Origin of the sequence: Pedobacter borealis DSM 19626 (assembly GCF_000708285.2) — a bacterium.
GTDB lineage: Bacteria > Bacteroidota > Bacteroidia > Sphingobacteriales > Sphingobacteriaceae > Pedobacter > Pedobacter borealis.
Genome location: NZ_JAUG01000010.1, coordinates 44023 through 62802 on the forward strand (window position 1 = coordinate 44023; position 18780 = coordinate 62802).

Here is an 18780-nt window from a genome sequence, read left to right on the forward strand (position 1 = left end):
GATTGTTGATATAAATTTTTAAATACAAACATAACTTTAAAACATTACAAAGCATATCGATTAAGTTTTCGTGTAAAATTATCCTACAGCCAAAAATTAATGTAACAAGTTCTGTTACATTTGTTTATCAGCTCCGAAAGGACTTAACTAACTTAAACTTCATGAAAAATAATCTAAAAAAGATTGCCGTCGTTGCCATGGTAGCATTGGTAATTGCGGCCTGTAAAAAAAATCAGGAATCGACCACTGAGCCACAAGAAACGGTAAAAAATTCGGACAAAGTTTTGCAGTACATTAAAGACCTTGGTTTTCCTGCAACAAGTATTGTTGATAATGGAAATGAATTTATCGTAGAAGAAGATATTACATTTCCCAAAAACATGGAAATCCCCACTAATGGCGCTGGAGCGAAAACAGAGCAGTATTATACCGGAAGCATTGTAAACAGTACTAAAAAGCTAAACATTAGAATTTTTGTAGATCCGTCTATGACTTCGATGAGCAGCGAGATCAATAGTGCAATTGCGCAATGGAATGGTGTAACCGGCTCTACGCTAAGGTTTAGTATTGTAACTACAGCTCCTTACGACATCTTAATAAAGGATGAAGCCTTAACAGCGCCTCCGGGATATGTTACCTGCGGAATGGCACAATTCCCTTCGGGCGGAAGTGCTGGTGCCCTGGTAAGAATTAACAAAGCAGGCATAGCAGGTAATTCATTTGCACAACGTGCCAGAACGATTTGCCATGAATTTGGACACTGTATTTCTTTCAGGCACACTAACTGGTCTGCTCAGGGCGAATCTACTGCTACAAATGTTCCTGGTGTTACAGGAACAGATGCTTTATCATTAATGAATGGTGGCCAATGCGGATCAGGTGCAACAGTATTATCGCAAAAAGATAAAGATGCTACTGCTGTATTATATTAAAATTTGCTAAAAACAAAAAACAAACCTAAACTGGTCTATAAGGAGCTGATAATTAATAAGCCCGGGAGTTCATTGTAGCACCCGGGCTTATTCTTTTGATAAGGCAATAATGTCTTTTCCTTCTAAAATGCGCCGCTCGCCATTGTGGCTTAAAGTATTAATCATGGCATTGGCCAGTTCGGCCATGGTGCAGAATCCACTCGGATAAATAGCTCTTCCAATAGGAAATAACCAATTAATATAAGTATAAAATTTATGTGCATATTTTTGTCCTGGCAGTGGTTTAATAAAACCCGGGCGAAAATTAAACACCTGTGCAAAAGGCAATCTCATTAAATCATGCTCTGTTTTACCCTTTACCTGCGCCCATTTCAACCGTCCATTTTCATTGGTTCCCCCTCCGGAAACATAACAAAAAGTCATCCCCTCATTTAGCTTACTTAACGTTTCTGCAACATGCATGGTTAGCGTATAAGTCATTTTGTAATAGATATCGTTATTAACACCTACCGAAGTAATCCCTAAACAAAAAAAACATGCATTGTAACCCAAAAGCTGATTTTCAATCTGCGAAAAATCAAAAAAATCGGGATGGATGATCTCCTTAAGCTTTGGATGGTTATAACCACATGGCTTGCGGTTAATCACTAAAACAGTATCAATTTCAGGGCTGTTTAGGCACTGCATTAATACCCCTTCGCCAACCATCCCAGTAGCACCCGTTATGATTACATTATTCTGATCTCTGGTTTTTCCCATAATATGATTTGCTTAATAAACAAAAGCTAAAAAAGAGGTTCTTTGTTCATTGCTAAAGGTAATATAAATAAAAAGAGCAACTGATTAGGTTGCTCTTAAAGTTATTTTATACTGGCTTTCATTTGATAATCTTTAGGTGGTTCTGTTCCTAAAAGATGTTGTACAAAATAATCCCAACGGCGACGTGTCATATAAGGTGAGTATTCACCATAACCATGTGCACTATTTGGAAAAATAACCAGATCGAAAGATTTATTTGCTTTTTCTAATGCCTCCACAACTAATAATGTGTTGTAAGGTGGCACATTATCATCCATCATACCATGTACCAACATCAGTTTTCCTTTTAGGTTTTTAGCATAGTTCTGGTTGGCCTGTGCTTCGTAATCGGCGTTTTCTACTAAACCATTGTAACGTTCGCCCCAATCATCCTCGTAGTTCCTGTTGTCGTGGTTACCTGATTCGGAAATTCCTACTTTAAAGAAATCCGGATAACGGAACATGGCTGCAGCAGTAGCAAAACCTCCACCAGAGTGTCCCCAGATACCTACCTTATTCGTATCAATAGGGTATTTAGCAGAGAGCTGCCTGATAGCCGCAATCTGGTCAGGCAAAGTATTCTCAGCCATATTGCCATAGCTCATATCATGAAAACTTTTAGAGCGGTCTGGGTTACTGGTCCCCTCTATTACCACTACAATAAAGCCCAGTTCGGCCAAAGCCTGATTATCGCCTCGTGAAGCAGCAAAGGACCAACTGCCAACGCTACCACCCTGAGGACCTGGATAAATATAATCGATAACCGGATATTTCTGCCCTGCATCCATTTTTGTCGGTGTGAAAACCAATCCGTAGATATCGGTTTTACCATCTTTGGCTTTAACAGAAACCGGGATAGGTGCTTTCCAGCCTGTAGCAGTTAACCTGGATACATCTGTTTTCTCTAAGGTGTTGATCAGTTTACCATTTATACTTCTTAAAACCGTAACGGCTGGTACATCTGGTTGTGAATAAGTATCTACAAAATATTCGAACGATGGAGAAAATACCACCTGATGATTACCTTCTTCGGGGGTTAACAATGCTAGATTTTTTCCGTCGAAACCGATCTTGTACAAATGGCTAAAATAAGGATTTCCTTTTTCCCGGCCATTAGCCATGAAGTAAAGCGTGCGTGTTTTTTCGTCTACTTTAACTAAACGGGTTACTACGAAATCGCCTTTCGTAATCTGGTTCTTCAATTTTCCATTGGTAGCATCATATAAGTATAAATGGCCCCAGTTATCTCTTTCCGAATACCAGATAATCTCTTTAGACGCAGGAAGGTAACGCCAGTTGATGGCTCCCTGACCAGATTCGTACTGTGTTTTTACCGTTTCTTCGAAAACTTCGCGAACGGCACCAGTTGTGGTATTGGCAATACGGAATTTTTCATTTTTATGATCGCGGGAGGTAGACAAAAATGCCACTTCAGTGCCATCGGCTTTCCAATCGATATCATCAAAAGTACCACTGCTCGAAATATCATCGCTTAAGGTTGCACGGTGTTGATCTGCAGGGATGTTTAGCGAAACCATCTTCGCGTTTTCTACGTCAATTACTACTCTTCTAATGGTTGCAATCTGTTTATCGCCAGGTAAAGGATATTTCCAGGCTTTTAATACTGGCGCACCCACATTTGTGGTTACCAGGTACATGTCTTTTGAGTTTCTTTGGTCTTGTTGAAAAGTGGCTATCTTTTTCGAATCAGGCGACCAGCGCAAAATTGGTGCATCGCTATGCTTCCATCCCGCATTATCGGTAGCATAACCATAATCTTTAATGCCGTCAGTGGTCAATTGCGTTAATTTTCCAGTAGCTACATCTTTAACAAAGAGGTTATAATCTTTAATTAAAATGGCTTTTTTCCCATCGGGAGATAGAACTTCATTCCGGCTGGCCCCACGTCGAGATGGTGTTGCACTGCCTTTATAATCGGTAGTTAAAGTTTTTGTTTTCTTTACCGGATCTACCAAAAAAGTCTGTTCAGTGCCATTGGTTTTAGTAGTATACCAGAATTTATCGCCCTCGAGCCAGTTAGGTTGCACGCTGGCATGGTCGATATACTTTGCGGTATTATAACCCATAAAACTTTCCGCCCTTTCGTAATCTTTAACGGTTAGGGCCTTCTGCTGAGCATTTGCGGTAATGACCAAAGTACAAGCCGTTACGGTAAGCCAATATTTATTCATCATGTTAGTTAATCTTGCGCTAAAAATAAGACTGTTTTAGGAAATGATTGGTATTAATCGTGATACAAATTTTTCGGGTGAATGATCTGTTTAACCGCAAAGAGAAAAAGCAAATGCCACAAAGTTAAATTTTTCTTTTTTGCATAATCCACTCCACACCACGTACTAACATCAACATCCATCTTTTTAAAGATCCTTCACTGCGTTCAGGATGACAAATCACAAGTCAGCTACGAACTCTAGGCTCCGGAATAATTGACCAGTTAATCCACTCCAAACCCTCAACTCCAAACGCCCGACTCAAGATAAATCGACTCATGACTCCGAACTAAAGACTCCGGACTTAATTATAAAATCTCTACGTATCCATCCGTTCCGTTCAACCTGATTCGCTGCCCGTTTTTGATCAGTTTGGTGGCATTCTCTATACCAACCACCGCCGGCAGGCCATATTCTCTTGCAATTACAGCACCATGCGTCATTAATCCACCAACTTCGGTAACCAGGCCTTTTATTGAGACGAACAACGGCGTCCAGCTGGGATCTGTAAATGGGGTAACCAGTATATCTCCATCTTCCAGATCAGCATCTTCCATGTTTAGGATTACGCGTGCCCGTCCTTCAATCAATCCTGAAGAAACCGCTAAACCTACAATGGCCTCTGCCGGAAGGTGCTCGCGATTGTATTTACCCGTAATAACTTCGCCATCAGAGGTAATTACCCGTGGCGGCGTAAGTTTTTCATATTTGCTGCACTCTTCTTTTCGTTCAGCAATAAGCTGGTAATCAACTTTATGTGCACGCACCACTTCAAGAAGTTCTTCAAAAGTGAGGTAATAGCTATCTTCTTTTTCATGAAAAACATGAGCATCTACGAGTTTTTCGACTTCTTTTAGTAAAGCCTCCTTATAAATAAAAAAGCGGTTAACTATGCCATATTTTGGATATTCACGATAACCCGCAAAATTTCTGAGCAGACTGATCATTTGCTTTGTTTCCAGGGCTTTTTGTTCACCATCTGGTAATAGCGTCAATCGCTCCAGTAATTCATTTTCCTTTTTTAAAGCCTCCTGTTTCCCTTGCTCAAATTTTCGCTTACCAGCATTGGGCTCAAAGTTTTTGATATTGCTAAGGATTAAGGGAATTAATATCGATGGTTTTTCGCTCCAGCGTGTGTTCGTAATATCAATTTCTCCCGCACATCGCATTCCGTATTTTTCGAGATATGCATAGATTGCATTCCGCGTTTCCTTTCCACCATCAAATTGAATCAGATCATCTAAAAAATTACCCTTCTTTGTCTCTTGTAAATAATTAATTAGCGCTGGATAAGGACGGATTACATCTGCAACATCCAATAATGCCAGGCCCATTTCTGAAGTAATATTGTTGGGTGCCGACTGAGACAGTGCATCTGCCGGATTTTTTTCACCTAACCATTCTTCCATCTTTTCATTGAGCCAGGATGAAGCATTCATCGCGGCTATGATCACCCCCATATGTTGCGAATCAAATATCATCTTCTTTGATTGCTCGATGTCTTCCAGGATAAAATCAAAAAGATCTGGTCCTGATTTCGTTTGGATATTTTGTTTTAGTGTTTCTACTGATGCCTCATTAGTTTTGATCAGACCAGCAACGATAGCAGGGTCGTTTCCTATCTGCGCTAAAATATCGGCAGCCGACAAGCCCTTAGTACTCTTGACCAGCACTGGTCCTTTTCCATCATCTGGTAGTTGTTTTATAAAGTCGCCTCTTTCTGTGATGGTGATCAATGCATCTTTTATGAGCGGATCATGTTGCCCCATCGCATCTAATAAATTCGTCCTCCCAGCTGCAGTGGCCAAACTATCTGTTACATCAACAAACAACCTTTCTCCGGCTTTAAACATTGGCCTGGCTGCCCTTAACTGCCATAACGATAGCCCTAATGGCTTCATGGCATCAGTCATCATTTGCTGATGTCCGACAGATATGTAAACGTGGTTTCCCTGATCGTTCCCTTCGGGGATTGGGTATAATGTAGTGATTGGCCTACTTTGAACAACATAAAACCTACCATCAACCAAACACCATTCGATGTCTTGGGGATGGCCGAAGTGCTCCTCAATCTTTCTACCCAGTTGCTCAAGCTGTAAAATCTGTTCATATGTAAGCACTTGACTATTTTGCTCCCCAGCTGAAAGCCCTTGAGATTTTGTACCACCGTCTTTTAAGGCATAAATAGCCAGTTTCTTAGTTGATATTTTTTTATTGATAATTCTGCCACTGCACACCTGATAATTATCGGCATTTACCAGGCCCGAAACCATGGCCTCTCCTAATCCAAAACTGGCATCAATAGATAACATTTTCCGATTTCCTGAAACTGGGTCGGCAGTAAACAAAATTCCTGCCGCTTGCGGAAAGGCCATTTGCTGAACAACAACGCACAGCTGCACTTTACGGTGATCGAAACCGTTTTGAATGCGGTAAATTATCGCCCTATCGGTAAATAATGATGCCCAGCACTTGCTGATATGTTTTAAGATGGCTGTTTTTCCGATAATGTTCAGGTAGGTATCCTGCTGACCCGCAAAAGATGCTGATGGAAGGTCTTCGGCGGTAGCACTAGATCGGATAGCAAAGGCTTCATATTTGTCAAAACTGGCAAGATACCTTCCGATCTCTTGGACAATATCATCCGGAATGGATATGTTTTCAATAAGTGTCCTGATTTTTGCACTCGTTTTACTAACCGCTTGCAGATCTCCTGTTTTAAGCTGGCTCAATTCATCCAATAAACCATTAAGTCCACTATTGTTTGCCGTTATTTTTTTATAGGCTTCAGTGCTTATACAAAAGCCTTGGGGTACTTGTATCCCATCAATTTTGGATAGCTCACCAAGATTGGCGCCCTTGCCCCCAACTTCTAAAACATCAGACCTGTCGATTTCCTGAAAACCAATTACATATTTACCCATATTTTCCCTGTTTTAATCTGGTAGAAATTCATTCTTTATTAATCACATTTTTAAGGAACAAATCCAAAAATATAGGCTATAATACATGAAAACAACGTTTTTTAACTATATTTTTTCAAGTGCAATAATGGTAGAAGTATTGGCGTTATCCTTACAACAAAGCGATAATAATTAATGCTATACTATCCACTTATTTCCTCCAAATAATTTTTCTCAGTCTTAAATATTGAAGAAGCTAGAATGTTATTGCAACTATGCGAAATACAGAAAAGGACACAAAATTAGCTGCATTACCCCTGCAGCAGAGGCCAAAGTTTCGCCACGTTATTTAAGCGATATGCTCAGGGCTTTGACTGGACAAAATACCCAGCAACTTATTCACGAAAAGTTAGTTAAAAAAGCAAAAGAAAAACTTTCGACGCCTGAATTGTCGGTGAGTGAAATTGCCTACCAGCTGGGGTTTGAGCATCCACAATCATTTGGTAAGCTCTTTAAAACAAAAACGCATTTATCGCCTTTGGAGTTTAGGCATTCTTTTAATTAGAACTGGGATAGATCTAAAGCGGAGAGGGCGGGATTCGAACCCGCGGTACCTTGCAGTACACACGCTTTCCAAGCGTGCTCGATCGACCACTCTGACACCTCTCCGGTTATATGATTTTATTTTGTTTCAAATAAATGTAGCCATTTACAGACTTATAATATTGTTCTCTTCTAAAAGCTTCACTTCTTGAATTAAATTCTTCAAAAAAGTGAATGATGAAAGGGCGCCTAGCTTTCGTTGATTTTACATCTCCCCTATTATGTTTGATTAATCTTATTTCCAGGTTTTCAGTACTCCCATAATAGTACTTCCCATCTTTCTCGCTTTTCAAAATATAACTATAAAACATAATTATCTTTATTGCACAAAGATTAATTTATTAGTCCCTACTTTCCAAGCGTGCTCGATCAACACTCCCCATAGGGGTCCTTTGGACTGACACCTCTCCTGTTTGGATTGTGAATATAAATAATTAATTAAAAAGCGTAGAGTGGTCCGGTATATATTTTTTAGTCTGTAATAAAAGTAGTTGAGATAGACCAACTACTTTTATTAGTGTATGATCTCAATTATAGATCTTGTAATTCCATATTTGCAATCCGGACTTCAGAGGTAGTTGATCCATCTGTAAATCTCACCTTAAACCCTTTAACGGTATATCTACCCGTTGATGAATCATAAGTAATATCTGTATTTAAAAAAGCAAGAACAGTAAAGCCACCTTCCATAGTTACGTTGTCTAACGAGGTGCTATTAGAATCGAAAAATATATTATAAGTGTACGTTCCATCTCCATAAACAAATGATAATGGACTTCTTTTTTGTACAGTATAAACTGTATTAGCAAAACTTGTACTGACATTAATTAAGCTAGTTGAACACAAGCAGGCAATTAAAAATAATTTTTTCATAGGATCATTTTTTTAAAATTAGAATAACTAATCTAATTTAACATTTAAATACCTTAACAACAAATTAGAACATAAAGTAAGTAAAATTTACAAATGCGATCCGCAAAACTAATTCAGACATTTGTTAAGCCAAATAAAATAGGAGTCATAACTTATTGCATAAAAGAAGAGGTTGCGCCAATTTAATCTGATGCAACCTCTTTAATTATTGAACGTTAGAACTTAATCTATAACCGTAATTTTTAACATGTTGGTTTTACCTTTTGCTTCCATTGGGATAGCAGCAGTATTGATGATGATATCACCTTGTTTAACCAATTTCTTGCTTTTCAAAAATTCGTTAACCTCGATGATGGTGTTATCGGTACTTTCCCACTTATCATAGTAGAAGCCTCTTACACCCCAAAGTAAACTTACTGCGTTTAATAAAGCCCTGTTACTGGTAAAAATAAAGGTTAAAGCCTCCGGACGGTGGCTTGAGATTTCGAAAGCAGTGTAACCGCTTAAAGTCATCGATACAATACCTACCGCGTTAGTTTGTTTCGCTAAGAAACAAGCTGAATCGCAAATGGCATCGCTTAAGAAAGAAGGCGATTTTGGTTTTAAAAACTTATCAGGATTGAAAGGATAGTTGTTCTGTTCAATGTTCTGGATAATTTTCTGCATGGTTTCGATTACGATCAGTGGAAATTCTCCAACTGAAGTTTCGCCGCTTAACATCACTGCATCAGCACCATCCAAAACAGAATTCGCCACATCATTCACCTCTGCACGTGTTGGGCGAGGTGTAGTGATCATACTCTCTAACATTTGTGTAGCCACAATTACAGGTTTAGAAGCTGCTCTACATTTAGCAACGATCATTTTTTGTAATAATGGAACTTCTTCCATCGGACATTCAACACCTAAATCGCCACGGGCAACCATAATTCCATCTGAAACAGCGATAATTTCATCGATGTTAGCGATAGCTTCCGGTTTTTCTATTTTAGCAATTACACGGGCAGTTTTGCCACGCTCTGCAATAATCTTTTTAAGTTCGATAATATCATCAGCCTTGCGCACGAAAGATAAACCGATCCATTCTACATCGTTTTCCAGTACAAATTCTAAATTTTCACGGTCTTCTGGTGTTAATGAAGGGATAGAAACTTTAGTATTTGGCAGGTTTACACCTTTTCTTGAAGTTAAAATACCACCATGAACAATCTCGCAAACTACTTCATCCTTTAAGTTGGTAGAAATCACTTTCATTTGAAGCTTTCCATCATCCAAAAGGATAATTTCGCCCGCCTGAACATCCTGAGGGAAGCTTTGGTAAGTGATGTAAATCCGCTCTTCGTTACCTACACATTCGGTAGTTGTAATTACGGTAGTTTTACCATTGATCAGGTTAATACCACCTTCTTTTACTAAACCGATGCGGATTTTAGGACCTTGTAAATCGGCAAGGATACCTACATTATAATCGTATTTTTTGTTTAAATCGCGGATGGTATCCAAAACCGCTTGGTGATCTGCTTGTGATCCGTGCGAAAAGTTTAAGCGGCAAACATCTAAACCAGCGTTAAACATACTATATAATACATCTGGTTTTGCTGATGCAGGCCCAAGCGTGGCAACAATTTTAGTTCTCGAATGAAAAGGTTTCATTTAATTAATTGATTTTAGCAATGCAGTTTAAAGCATTAATTATTATCTAAAATAATCAAACTGCATCAAATTTTATATATTTTGTTCTTTTGTTCTTTGTTTGTAACCGTCAAATATAGTGTATTTAATACACCAAGTATATAATTTTTATATTACCAAATTCTCACGGCTCTTTAACTTGGCCGGATCTATCTTTGCAGCCACCTGTATATCAGGCAGTTTATTTAAACCGTTAATTAAATAATCCAAATCTTCCTTATCAATAAATTCTTTAATAATAATAAAAAAATCTACCTTGTTCATCTCCGGAATTAGAAACCCATCGCTGCTTTTATTGCAAATTAAGTAGTATTCTACCTCACCTTGCTCTACAAAAAAGTAATATTTCGAGAAAGACCAGGCTGGTTCGTCGATATTAAAAAATATTTCATGGTCTTCTATTTTTTCAAATTGAGTATTTAACCGGGTATTAATTTTGTGGCAAAGCACATAGTCTTTTAAGGGTGCTGTGATCGCAATTAGTATAAAATCAAGGTCTAAGGTAAGTTTTAGGTAAGTCTTATTCAAAGCGAAATAAATTATTTACAGAACGAAATTAAAAAACTAATTCTATATTCGCTGTGTTATTGAGATACCAAAATTACGTATCGAAATAAAAACATTTGAAAATTGTAAGAATTTATTTTTCTTTGCACAGAATTATTTAACCATTAAATTATAAAATTATGTCTGATATTGCTTCAAGAGTTAAGGCTATTATCGTAGAAAAACTAGGTGTTGACGAAAGCGAAGTTACGCCAGAGGCTTCATTCACCAACGATTTAGGTGCAGATTCTTTAGATACCGTAGAGTTGATTATGGAATTTGAAAAAGAATTCAATGTAGCTATTCCTGATGATCAGGCTGAAACCATCGGTACAGTTGGTCAAGCGATTGCTTATTTGGAAAAAAACGTTAAATAGAATTACGCTTTTTCAGTATAAATGGAATTAAAAAGAGTAGTAGTAACAGGGTTGGGTGCGCTCACTCCTATAGGCAATAATGTTCCTGATTTTTGGGAAGGATTGACTAACGGGGTGAGTGGCGCTGCTCCTATTAAAGGTTTTGACACTGAAAAGTTCAAAACCAAATTCGCATGCGAGGTTAAAAATTTTAATCCGGAAGATTTTTTGGAGAAAAAAGAAGCCCGCAAGCTAGATCCGTTTGTACAATATGCTCTTGTAGCAACAGATGAGGCTGTGAAGGATGGTGGTTTTGATTTTGAAAAATTAGATACCAACCGGATCGGTGTAATCTGGGGCGCGGGCATAGGTGGATTGAAAACTTTCCTGGATGAAATTTCGAATTTCGCCAAGGGAGATGGTACGCCAAGATACAATCCATTTTTTATCCCTAAAATGATTATTGATATTGCTCCAGGGCATATCTCGATCAAATACGGCTTACGTGGGCCAAATTTTGCAACCGTTTCGGCATGTGCTTCTTCAACAAACGCAATGATTGATGCATTTAACTATATCCGCTTGGGTATGGCTGATGTAATTATCAGTGGCGGTTCTGAAGCCATCATTAACGAAGCGGGTATGGGTGGTTTTAATGCCATGCATGCATTATCAACACGGAACGAAGATCCGGCAACGGCATCACGCCCTTTTGATAAAGACCGTGATGGTTTCGTAGCCGGTGAGGGTGCCGGAACGATTATTTTAGAAGAACTTGAACATGCAAAAGCAAGAGGTGCAAAAATTTATGCAGAGCTTGTTGGCGGTGGAATGAGTGCCGATGCTAATCACATCACTGCACCACATCCTGAAGGTTTAGGCGCTAGAATGGTAATGACCAATGCACTAAAAGATGCTGGTTTAACAACTGCGGATATAGATTATATCAATGTACACGGTACTTCTACACCTCTGGGTGATATTAGTGAAACCAAAGCCATTGGTACATTATTTGGTGAGGATGCTTATCGTTTAAACATCAGCTCAACCAAATCGATGACTGGCCACCTTTTGGGTGCAGCTGGAGCTATTGAGGCTATTGCAGCAATTCTTTCTGTTAAAAATGATATTGTTCCTCCAACAATCAATCACTTTACAGATGATCCTGCATTTGACCCTAAATTGAATTTTACTTTTAACAAAGCGCAAAAACGTACCGTTAGAGCTGCTTTAAGTAATACATTCGGTTTTGGCGGCCATAACGCTTCTGTTATTTTTAAGAAATACGAAGATTAATTTAAAACAGCCCTGCTATATAATTTTGTATGCTAATTAAAAATAGATAACTTAGTTAAATATGCTAATTAGCCGTTAATTGTGTTATTTATTTAATGCCGATATTAAAATTATATAAACTTTACCTCTCTCCCGAAAAGGAGTTTGTTAAAAAGCTGAAAAACATTTTAGGCTTTGTTCCAGGCAATGTTACGCTCTATAAAATGGCGTTCAGGCATCGTTCTGTAGCAAAAGTTTTAAAAAATGGAAGCAGGAGCAGCAACGAACGCTTAGAATTTTTAGGCGACGCTGTTTTAGGTTCGGTGATAGCAGAGCTGCTTTTTAAGCATTACCCCTACAAAGAAGAAGGTTTTTTAACCGAAATGCGTTCGAAGATTGTAAACCGGGCCAATTTAAATCAGCTGGCGAAGAAAATTGGTTTTGATAAGCTTATTCAGTTCGATCAGCGTTCAGTGAGCGTACAAACCAAGCACAATTCGATGCTGGGCGATGCTTTTGAAGCCATAGTGGGCGCCATCTACATGGATAAGGGCTATAACTTTACCAAAGAATTTTTATTGCGCAGGATCGTAAAACCACACATCGACATCCACACTTTAGAACTTACAGAAACCAATTTCAAAAGTAAATTGATCGAATGGTGCCAACGCCATGGTAAGGATGTAATGTTCGAACTGGCAGAGAATGGCGAAGGCGAAAGCGCTAAATTATTTACCATTAGTGCTGTAGTAAAGGGCGAAAAAGTAGGTACCGGACGGGATTATAACAAGAAAAATGCTGAAAAATTAGCCGCAGAGAAAGCTTGCGAAGCGTTGAGTATATAAGTTCGTTGATTCGGTAGTTGTCATTGGTTTATTTGGTTAATTGTATAAACTGGTTAGTCGGTTAACTGTAATGGCAAAGCCTTAAAACTTTCGATTTTTGCTAATGACACGCTCAACCCGAGCGCTAAACTGACTAAAGACTTCGGACTAAGAACTCTCGACTGAGGACTAAAACTATTTCCCTTTCCCTAACGTATCGGTAAATTTCTTCGAAGATTCTTTAATGTATTTAATGTAATCGTAGCTGTTCCAATGTTCTGCCTTATCAAATTCCGGACGACAGTTTAACATGTATTTCTCTAAAGTATCACCTCTTAGTTCGGTATTGTTTTTAATGATACTCTGATTGAAGTATACATCAATTTGCGATTGTTTAATTTCATTGTCGGCATACCTGCCAAATCTTCGTGCATTTTTAGGATCAGTGCCAAATAAGTTATATAGTGCATTTAACGGACTGAATATAGCAGACAAAACGGTTGTTTTACCCCCATTATATACACCCTTATTCTTAAATTCGCGTTTAATTTCGTTCAGATCCTCTTTTTTGGTATTCCCCCTAATGGTAACATCGGCTAGCGTGGTACTTCCTCTAACCAGGTAAATGACCAGATCTTTTTCGCTGTTTACCACCACACGCTGATCGATCAGGTCACGTTTAATTACCAACAATGTATCGCCAATTCTGGCTTTTAACTGAAACATACCGATATCATTACTGCCCACGCCAATTCCCGTACGCAGGTTGGTGATTTCGGATAATGCAATTCTGATATTCGAACCTTTTTCGATCAACACACCTTTTACAATAAAATCCTGTGCCTTTGCGATGAAGCTGATTGAGGTAAAAACAAATAGTATAACGGCAAATTTAAAGTTTTTCATGGTGTGTTAATTTGTATGTTTCAAAGTATCGGTATATTTCTTAGCCGATTCTTTGATGTATTTAACAGCATCGTAATTGCTCCAATTAATGGTCATGCTGCGTGCTGGGTAATAATCCAGCAAAAATTTGTCCAGATCTTTTCCAGTTAAGGTAGTATTATTTGAAACTAAATTTTTATTAAAAAACTTGTCTACCTCAATCAAACTTAGCTCCTTTTTATAATAACGGTTAAAATTACGCGCTCTTGCAGGCGTTTTGCCAAAAAGCTCATAAAAAAATGTTATCGGGCTTCCACCAAATGGGTTTAACAAAATTAATGGAGGTTTACCTGCATAAAATGAACCATTTCGTTTCAGGTCGCTTTTTATGCTTTCCATTTCCTGCTTCTTGGTCTGCCCTTTAACCGTAACCTCCTCTAGCATAGTACTTCCTCTGATCAGATAAACAACCAGGTCATCATCTGTTTTAACGACTACTTTTTGCTCATTCAAGTTTCTTTTTTGAATCAACAATGTATCGCCAGTACGGGCACTTAACTGAAACATACCAATATCGTTACTTGTGGCGCCCATTTTACTGCGCATATTGGTAATCCCAGCCAAAGCAATCCGCACATTTGAGCCTTTTTCAATTACTACACCTTTCAGCACAAAATCCTGAGCCTTTGTTTTTAAGCCCTGTGTTAAGATAGTCAATAGAAGAATAATTTTTAAATGCTTCATCGCATCAAATGGCAAGTTAAATTATCTGGTAGCGCAAATTGGTTTTCTATTTTAACAGCATATCGGTTTTGTTGTTTGTTTCTGCCCTAATTGTTACATCCTAACCAGAAAACTCCATTATCTTCCTTACGAAAGGAGTAAAAAATACTTTCTTATCTACCAATATTTTTTGTAAAATTAACATTTGTTAAACTTGAAAACTGTTAAATAAACGTTAATAAACATGAGAAAACTAATTGGTGGATTTTATTTACTCTATTCGGCAATTATATTTTTCTTGCTTATGCTTGTCGTTTGCCCATTTATTCTAATTAGCACAGGTATTTTTAAGGAGAAAACAGGAAGAAAAATTTCATTCTATTTTTTAAAATTCTGGGCATGGAGCTTTAGCGTTTTTACTTTTTTATGGTTTACCTCCGGTGGAGAAAAAATTGACACTTCGCGGGCTTATATCTACGTAGGCAATCACAGTTCATTTTTAGATGCTGTTGCCATTGTAACCTGCATTCCACAGGCCTTCAGTCCACTGGGAAAGATCGAAATGCTTAAAATCCCGGTATTTGGATGGATTTACAAACGTTTGGTGGTGATGATTGATCGAAGTAGCAGAGAAAGCCGAGACCATTCTGTAGCCGAACTGAGAAAAGACCTGGCCGATGGACAATCGATCCTGATTTTCCCCGAAGGGACAATGAATAAATCAGACAAACCTTTAAATCCATTTTATGATGGCGCGTTTCGCCTGGCGATAGAAACCCAAACACCGATTTTACCTTTTGCGATATTGAACAGTAAGGAACATTTCCCCCGAACAAACCCACTTTTACTCAACCCCGGGATGATTAGAACAGTATTTGGAGAAGCCATTGAGGCGAAGGGATTGGTTGCCGAAAACCTGGAAGAATTGAAGGAAAAAACTTTTAGTGCTATTCTGAGCATGTTGGAAATGTAATATGCAAAGCGATTTTCATCATTATTATCATTAAGAAGTTAAGAGCATTAAGTTTTCGTCGTGCCAATTCCCAGGTTTAGTTATTTCATTGATTTAACGATTACCCTAATTAACAGTAATTTATCTTTCATTTGCACCATGCAGGCAACAAGCCTAGCCAAAAACTACCGTGCTTTCTGCATTAAACCCTGATTGAAATGAAAAGCCCACAGCGCAGTGAGGACTTGTAATGAAAAGCAGGGCTGCAATTCCCGAAGAAACACTGAACGCTGGTTTTCTAAATATTAACAAATATTCCTTAAAACTGTCATGCGCTGCAATTCTAACGCCCAGCCCATTATTATTTCTCCTTTCGGCTTAAAACCCTATCTTTGCGCATGATAAAATCCATGACAGGATACGGCTTAGCAACAGCCGATTATGCAAATGCGAAGTATAGTGTCGAAATCAAATCGCTCAACAGTAAATTCCTGGAGCTGAATTTAAAATATCCTAAAGCTTTTTCTGATAAAGAGCTGATCTTGCGCAACATTTGCAGTAAAGACATCGAAAGAGGAAAAGTAAGTTTAAGCATCAATGTAGAACGCACCAACGGTGAAGTTACGGGCGCTACCATTAATACGGTCTTATTAAGCCACTACTACAAACAGCTTATTGCCGTTAACAACGAATTGGGTGCCGATAGCAGTAACTTATTGCAAACAGCATTAACTTTTCCTGATGTAATCAGTTACAAGGAAGAAAGTGTAAGTGAGGATGAGTGGAACCATTTGTTTCAGATTTTCACATCGGCTTTGGCCAATTTCAATAAATTCAGAGAAGATGAAGGCTCGGTTTTAAAGGCCGATTTAGAACTGAGAATTAAAAATATCCTTTCTTATTTCAAATCTGTTGAAGAATTAGAGCCTAAAAGAATCACCGCAATCCGCGATAAATTTACCCAGTTTTTAGACGATGCTGTAGGCAAAGTAAATATCGATCAGAACCGTTTCGAGCAGGAATTGATCTATTACATTGATAAAATAGACATTACCGAAGAAAAAACACGTTTAAAAAGCCATTGCGATTATTTCTTACAAACTTTAGCAAGCAAAGAAGCAAACGGCAAAAAAATGGGTTTCATTTCTCAGGAAATTGGAAGAGAAATTAATACCATGGGCGCTAAAGCAAATGATGCCCAGATGCAACAATTTGTTGTAGGTATGAAAGAAGAGTTAGAAAAGATAAAAGAACAATTACTGAATGTGTTGTAGCGTTAGGCGGAAAGCCATAAGCGCTTAACGCCAGACGCCAATCGCAAAATTTTTAAAAATGCAAGGCAAATTAATCATATTTTCGGCACCATCAGGAGCAGGTAAAACCACTATAGTACACCATTTATTAACAAAATTCCCTGAACTGAGCTTTTCTATTTCTGCAACCACCCGCGAATTAAGAGGCGCTGAAACACATGAAAACGATTACTATTTTATTAGTAAAGAAGAGTTTTTGCACAAAGTAGCCCGCCAGGAATTTGTGGAATTTGAAGAGGTTTATAACGGAACTTTTTATGGCACCTTACGCTCAGAGATCGAACGCATCTGGAACGATGGCAAACATGTTATTTTCGATATTGATGTAGAAGGCGGTATCCGTTTGAAAAGAAAATATGAAGAAGATGCTTTGGCCATTTTTGTTCAGCCACCATCATTAGATGTTTTAAAAGAACGTTTAAGTGGCCGCGGAACAGATAGTCCGGAGAAATTACAGGAACGTTTTATCAAAGCTGAAAAAGAACTGCTTTATGCAGATAAGTTTGATGTGATTTTAAAAAATTACGATCTGGCTACAGCTTGTGCAGAAGCAGAGCAGTTGGTAGGAGATTTTTTGAAGAAATAGTTTTCTAAAGAAAGTAGAAATCTTTATATTTGAGTGATGACTGATATTCAATTATATAGCCAAATATCTTCATTGCCTTCAGACCTGAAGAAGCAAGTGTCTGATTTTGTCACATCCCTCAAGAAAAAATCGAAAGAAAGTAAAAAATTGAAAGAAAGACAATTTGGCTATGCCAAAGATTTCTTTAAAATGGCTGCTGATTTTGATGAACCATTAGAAGACTTTAAAGATTATATGTAATGCAGCTTCTGTTAGATACGCATACATTTATCTGGTTTATAAATGGAGATTCATCCTTGCCAAAGAAGATAGTTAATGAAATTAAAAACCTAAATAATCAATGTTTGATTAGCATTGCCAGTATTTGGGAAATTGCAATTAAATCTAAATTAAACAAACTTTCTTTAAGTTCAGATTTCGATAAAATTTTAGATTTTCTGGATCAAAATCAAATAGAAATATTGCCAATTTCATTCGATCATATTATTAAGCTGAATGAATTAGATTTTTATCATCGCGATCCATTTGATCGGATTTTAATTGCTCAGGGCATCTCTGAAAACTTAACGATTTTAACAAAAGACCAAAATTTTAGCTTTTATAAGGTTAAAGCGCTTTGGTAAATCATAAACATGAAAACTGGTCTTTTCTTTGGTTCATACAACCCCATCCATACCGGGCATTTAATTATTGCCAATTACATGGCTAACCATACCGAGCTTGATGAAGTATGGTTGGTAGTTTCGCCACATAATCCGCTAAAAGATAAGAGTGGCTTAACCAATATGTACGACCGTTTGGAAATGGCCAAACTGGCGACAGAAAATGCAGAGCATATCCGTGTGAGCGATATTGAATTTTCGCTACCTCAACCATCATACACTATCGATACGCTCACTTACTTACACGAAAAATACCCTGAAAAGGAATTTGTGTTGATTATGGGCGCCGATAATCTGGTATCATTCAAAAAATGGAAAAACTACGAGGTACTTTTAAAAAACTATCAGATTTATGTTTACCCACGCCCAGAGGCGAATGTAAGTGAATGGCGAAATCATCCTTCCATCACTTTTACCAAAACCCCTTTAATGGAAATTTCGTCAACTTTTATCCGCAAAGCCATTAAAGAGAAAAAGAATGTTCAGTTTTTCCTGCCCGATAAAGTGATCGATTTCATTGAAGGCAAGGGAATGTATAAATAGGAGAGATCAATATTTGTAACCTATACAGCACCTAGAAAACAACGGGCTTACAACATATTGTATTAAATCGATTAATGGATTGG

The 18780-nt window shown here is 37.9% G+C and carries 19 protein-coding genes, 1 tRNA gene and 1 pseudogene; 11 read left to right on the plus strand and 10 right to left on the minus strand.

From position 1 onward, the window contains the following. Positions 1–161 precede the first annotated feature (161 nt). On the plus strand, positions 162–932 hold the full coding sequence (locus AW17_RS04805) for a M57 family metalloprotease (RefSeq protein ID WP_029274988.1): 771 nt from the start codon (positions 162–164) through the stop codon (positions 930–932). An 87-nt stretch (positions 933–1019) separates the two neighbouring features. Here AW17_RS04805 and AW17_RS04810 read toward each other — a convergent pair whose 3' ends face one another. From AW17_RS04810 to ppsA, 3 genes are all read right to left on the minus strand, one after another. Further along, the gene (locus AW17_RS04810) at positions 1020–1691 is read right to left on the minus strand and encodes an NAD-dependent epimerase/dehydratase family protein (protein WP_029274989.1); all 672 of its coding nucleotides are present in this window, start codon (positions 1689–1691) and stop codon (positions 1020–1022) included. A gap of 101 nt (positions 1692–1792) precedes the next feature. Then, positions 1793–3922 carry a S9 family peptidase gene (locus AW17_RS04815; protein WP_029274990.1) on the minus strand — a complete coding sequence of 710 codons (2130 nt, stop codon included), beginning with the start codon at positions 3920–3922 and terminating at the stop codon, positions 1793–1795. A 347-nt stretch (positions 3923–4269) separates the two neighbouring features. Beyond that, complete coding sequence (gene ppsA, locus AW17_RS04820) at positions 4270–6885, minus strand: phosphoenolpyruvate synthase (protein WP_029274991.1); 2616 nt, start codon at positions 6883–6885, stop codon at positions 4270–4272. A 310-nt stretch (positions 6886–7195) separates the two neighbouring features. Here ppsA and AW17_RS04825 point away from each other — a divergent pair. Further along, positions 7196–7429: pseudogene (locus AW17_RS04825) on the plus strand (helix-turn-helix domain-containing protein); the annotation flags it as partial. A 19-nt stretch (positions 7430–7448) separates the two neighbouring features. Here AW17_RS04825 and AW17_RS04830 read toward each other — a convergent pair. The 5 genes from AW17_RS04830 to AW17_RS04850 all read right to left on the minus strand — a co-directional run bounded on the left by AW17_RS04830 (position 7449) and on the right by AW17_RS04850 (position 10560). Further along, positions 7449–7533 (minus strand) — tRNA-Ser (locus AW17_RS04830). Positions 7534–7535: 2 nt separating this feature from the next. Then, positions 7536–7778 carry a GIY-YIG nuclease family protein gene (locus AW17_RS04835; protein WP_029274993.1) on the minus strand — a complete coding sequence of 81 codons (243 nt, stop codon included), beginning with the start codon at positions 7776–7778 and terminating at the stop codon, positions 7536–7538. Positions 7779–7998: 220 nt separating this feature from the next. After that, positions 7999–8340, minus strand: a complete 342-nt coding sequence (locus AW17_RS04840) for a hypothetical protein (protein ID WP_029274994.1) — start codon at positions 8338–8340, stop codon at positions 7999–8001. A 222-nt stretch (positions 8341–8562) separates the two neighbouring features. Then, complete coding sequence (pyk, locus tag AW17_RS04845) at positions 8563–9993, minus strand: pyruvate kinase (protein WP_029274995.1); 1431 nt, start codon at positions 9991–9993, stop codon at positions 8563–8565. A gap of 147 nt (positions 9994–10140) precedes the next feature. After that, complete coding sequence (locus AW17_RS04850; protein WP_029274996.1) at positions 10141–10560, minus strand: IPExxxVDY family protein; 420 nt, start codon at positions 10558–10560, stop codon at positions 10141–10143. 158 nt (positions 10561–10718) lie between these two features. Here AW17_RS04850 and AW17_RS04855 point away from each other — a divergent pair, with 158 nt between their 5' ends. From AW17_RS04855 to rnc, 3 genes are all read left to right on the plus strand, one after another. Further along, the gene (locus tag AW17_RS04855) at positions 10719–10955 is read left to right on the plus strand and encodes an acyl carrier protein (protein WP_008508386.1); all 237 of its coding nucleotides are present in this window, start codon (positions 10719–10721) and stop codon (positions 10953–10955) included. Positions 10956–10976: 21 nt separating this feature from the next. Beyond that, complete coding sequence (gene fabF / locus AW17_RS04860) at positions 10977–12230, plus strand: beta-ketoacyl-ACP synthase II (RefSeq protein ID WP_029274997.1); 1254 nt, start codon at positions 10977–10979, stop codon at positions 12228–12230. A gap of 95 nt (positions 12231–12325) precedes the next feature. Further along, entirely contained in the window at positions 12326–13054 is a 729-nt protein-coding gene (gene rnc, locus AW17_RS04865) for a ribonuclease III (protein ID WP_029274998.1), read from the plus strand. A gap of 174 nt (positions 13055–13228) precedes the next feature. Here the strand turns inward: rnc and AW17_RS04870 are convergent, their stop codons facing one another. Both AW17_RS04870 and AW17_RS04875 read right to left on the minus strand, forming a co-directional pair. Beyond that, positions 13229–13939: a hypothetical protein gene (locus AW17_RS04870; RefSeq protein WP_029274999.1), complete on the minus strand. Its 711-nt coding sequence runs from the start codon at positions 13937–13939 to the stop codon at positions 13229–13231. Positions 13940–13945: 6 nt separating this feature from the next. After that, positions 13946–14662 carry a hypothetical protein gene (locus AW17_RS04875; protein WP_051691639.1) on the minus strand — a complete coding sequence of 239 codons (717 nt, stop codon included), beginning with the start codon at positions 14660–14662 and terminating at the stop codon, positions 13946–13948. A gap of 223 nt (positions 14663–14885) precedes the next feature. Here AW17_RS04875 and AW17_RS04880 point away from each other — a divergent pair, with 223 nt between their 5' ends. The 6 genes from AW17_RS04880 (at position 14886) to nadD (ending at position 18697) form a co-directional block, all read left to right on the plus strand. Continuing rightward, the gene (locus tag AW17_RS04880) at positions 14886–15614 is read left to right on the plus strand and encodes a lysophospholipid acyltransferase family protein (protein ID WP_029275001.1); all 729 of its coding nucleotides are present in this window, start codon (positions 14886–14888) and stop codon (positions 15612–15614) included. 389 nt (positions 15615–16003) lie between these two features. Next, the gene (locus tag AW17_RS04885) at positions 16004–16867 is read left to right on the plus strand and encodes a YicC/YloC family endoribonuclease (protein WP_029275002.1); all 864 of its coding nucleotides are present in this window, start codon (positions 16004–16006) and stop codon (positions 16865–16867) included. A 58-nt stretch (positions 16868–16925) separates the two neighbouring features. Further along, the gene (gene gmk / locus AW17_RS04890) at positions 16926–17492 is read left to right on the plus strand and encodes a guanylate kinase (RefSeq protein WP_029275003.1); all 567 of its coding nucleotides are present in this window, start codon (positions 16926–16928) and stop codon (positions 17490–17492) included. A gap of 36 nt (positions 17493–17528) precedes the next feature. Further along, positions 17529–17732 carry a type II toxin-antitoxin system VapB family antitoxin gene (gene vapB / locus AW17_RS04895; protein WP_029275004.1) on the plus strand — a complete coding sequence of 68 codons (204 nt, stop codon included), beginning with the start codon at positions 17529–17531 and terminating at the stop codon, positions 17730–17732. After that, positions 17732–18115: a type II toxin-antitoxin system VapC family toxin gene (locus AW17_RS04900; protein WP_029275005.1), complete on the plus strand. Its 384-nt coding sequence runs from the start codon at positions 17732–17734 to the stop codon at positions 18113–18115. Before vapB ends, AW17_RS04900 begins: the two co-directional genes overlap by 1 nt. Before the next feature lie 9 nt (positions 18116–18124). After that, positions 18125–18697, plus strand: a complete 573-nt coding sequence (gene nadD, locus AW17_RS04905; RefSeq protein WP_029275006.1) for a nicotinate (nicotinamide) nucleotide adenylyltransferase — start codon at positions 18125–18127, stop codon at positions 18695–18697. Positions 18698–18780 lie beyond the last annotated feature (83 nt).

Excerpts from the sequence above, each read along its gene's own strand:
- AW17_RS04805 (WP_029274988.1), top strand. The coding sequence starts at position 162 with ATGAAAAATAATCTAAAAAAGATTGCCGTCGTTGCCATGGTAGCATTG.
- AW17_RS04810 (WP_029274989.1), bottom strand. The coding sequence starts at position 1,691 with ATGGGAAAAACCAGAGATCAGAATAATGTAATCATAACGGGTGCTACT.
- AW17_RS04815 (WP_029274990.1), bottom strand. The coding sequence starts at position 3,922 with ATGAATAAATATTGGCTTACCGTAACGGCTTGTACTTTGGTCATTACC.
- ppsA (WP_029274991.1), bottom strand. The coding sequence starts at position 6,885 with ATGGGTAAATATGTAATTGGTTTTCAGGAAATCGACAGGTCTGATGTT.
- AW17_RS04835 (WP_029274993.1), bottom strand. The coding sequence starts at position 7,778 with ATGTTTTATAGTTATATTTTGAAAAGCGAGAAAGATGGGAAGTACTAT.
- AW17_RS04840 (WP_029274994.1), bottom strand. The coding sequence starts at position 8,340 with ATGAAAAAATTATTTTTAATTGCCTGCTTGTGTTCAACTAGCTTAATT.
- pyk (WP_029274995.1), bottom strand. The coding sequence starts at position 9,993 with ATGAAACCTTTTCATTCGAGAACTAAAATTGTTGCCACGCTTGGGCCT.
- AW17_RS04855 (WP_008508386.1), top strand. The coding sequence starts at position 10,719 with ATGTCTGATATTGCTTCAAGAGTTAAGGCTATTATCGTAGAAAAACTA.
- fabF (WP_029274997.1), top strand. The coding sequence starts at position 10,977 with ATGGAATTAAAAAGAGTAGTAGTAACAGGGTTGGGTGCGCTCACTCCT.
- rnc (WP_029274998.1), top strand. The coding sequence starts at position 12,326 with ATGCCGATATTAAAATTATATAAACTTTACCTCTCTCCCGAAAAGGAG.
- AW17_RS04870 (WP_029274999.1), bottom strand. The coding sequence starts at position 13,939 with ATGAAAAACTTTAAATTTGCCGTTATACTATTTGTTTTTACCTCAATC.
- AW17_RS04875 (WP_051691639.1), bottom strand. The coding sequence starts at position 14,662 with ATGAAGCATTTAAAAATTATTCTTCTATTGACTATCTTAACACAGGGC.
- AW17_RS04880 (WP_029275001.1), top strand. The coding sequence starts at position 14,886 with ATGAGAAAACTAATTGGTGGATTTTATTTACTCTATTCGGCAATTATA.
- AW17_RS04885 (WP_029275002.1), top strand. The coding sequence starts at position 16,004 with ATGACAGGATACGGCTTAGCAACAGCCGATTATGCAAATGCGAAGTAT.
- gmk (WP_029275003.1), top strand. The coding sequence starts at position 16,926 with ATGCAAGGCAAATTAATCATATTTTCGGCACCATCAGGAGCAGGTAAA.
- vapB (WP_029275004.1), top strand. The coding sequence starts at position 17,529 with ATGACTGATATTCAATTATATAGCCAAATATCTTCATTGCCTTCAGAC.
- AW17_RS04900 (WP_029275005.1), top strand. The coding sequence starts at position 17,732 with ATGCAGCTTCTGTTAGATACGCATACATTTATCTGGTTTATAAATGGA.
- nadD (WP_029275006.1), top strand. The coding sequence starts at position 18,125 with ATGAAAACTGGTCTTTTCTTTGGTTCATACAACCCCATCCATACCGGG.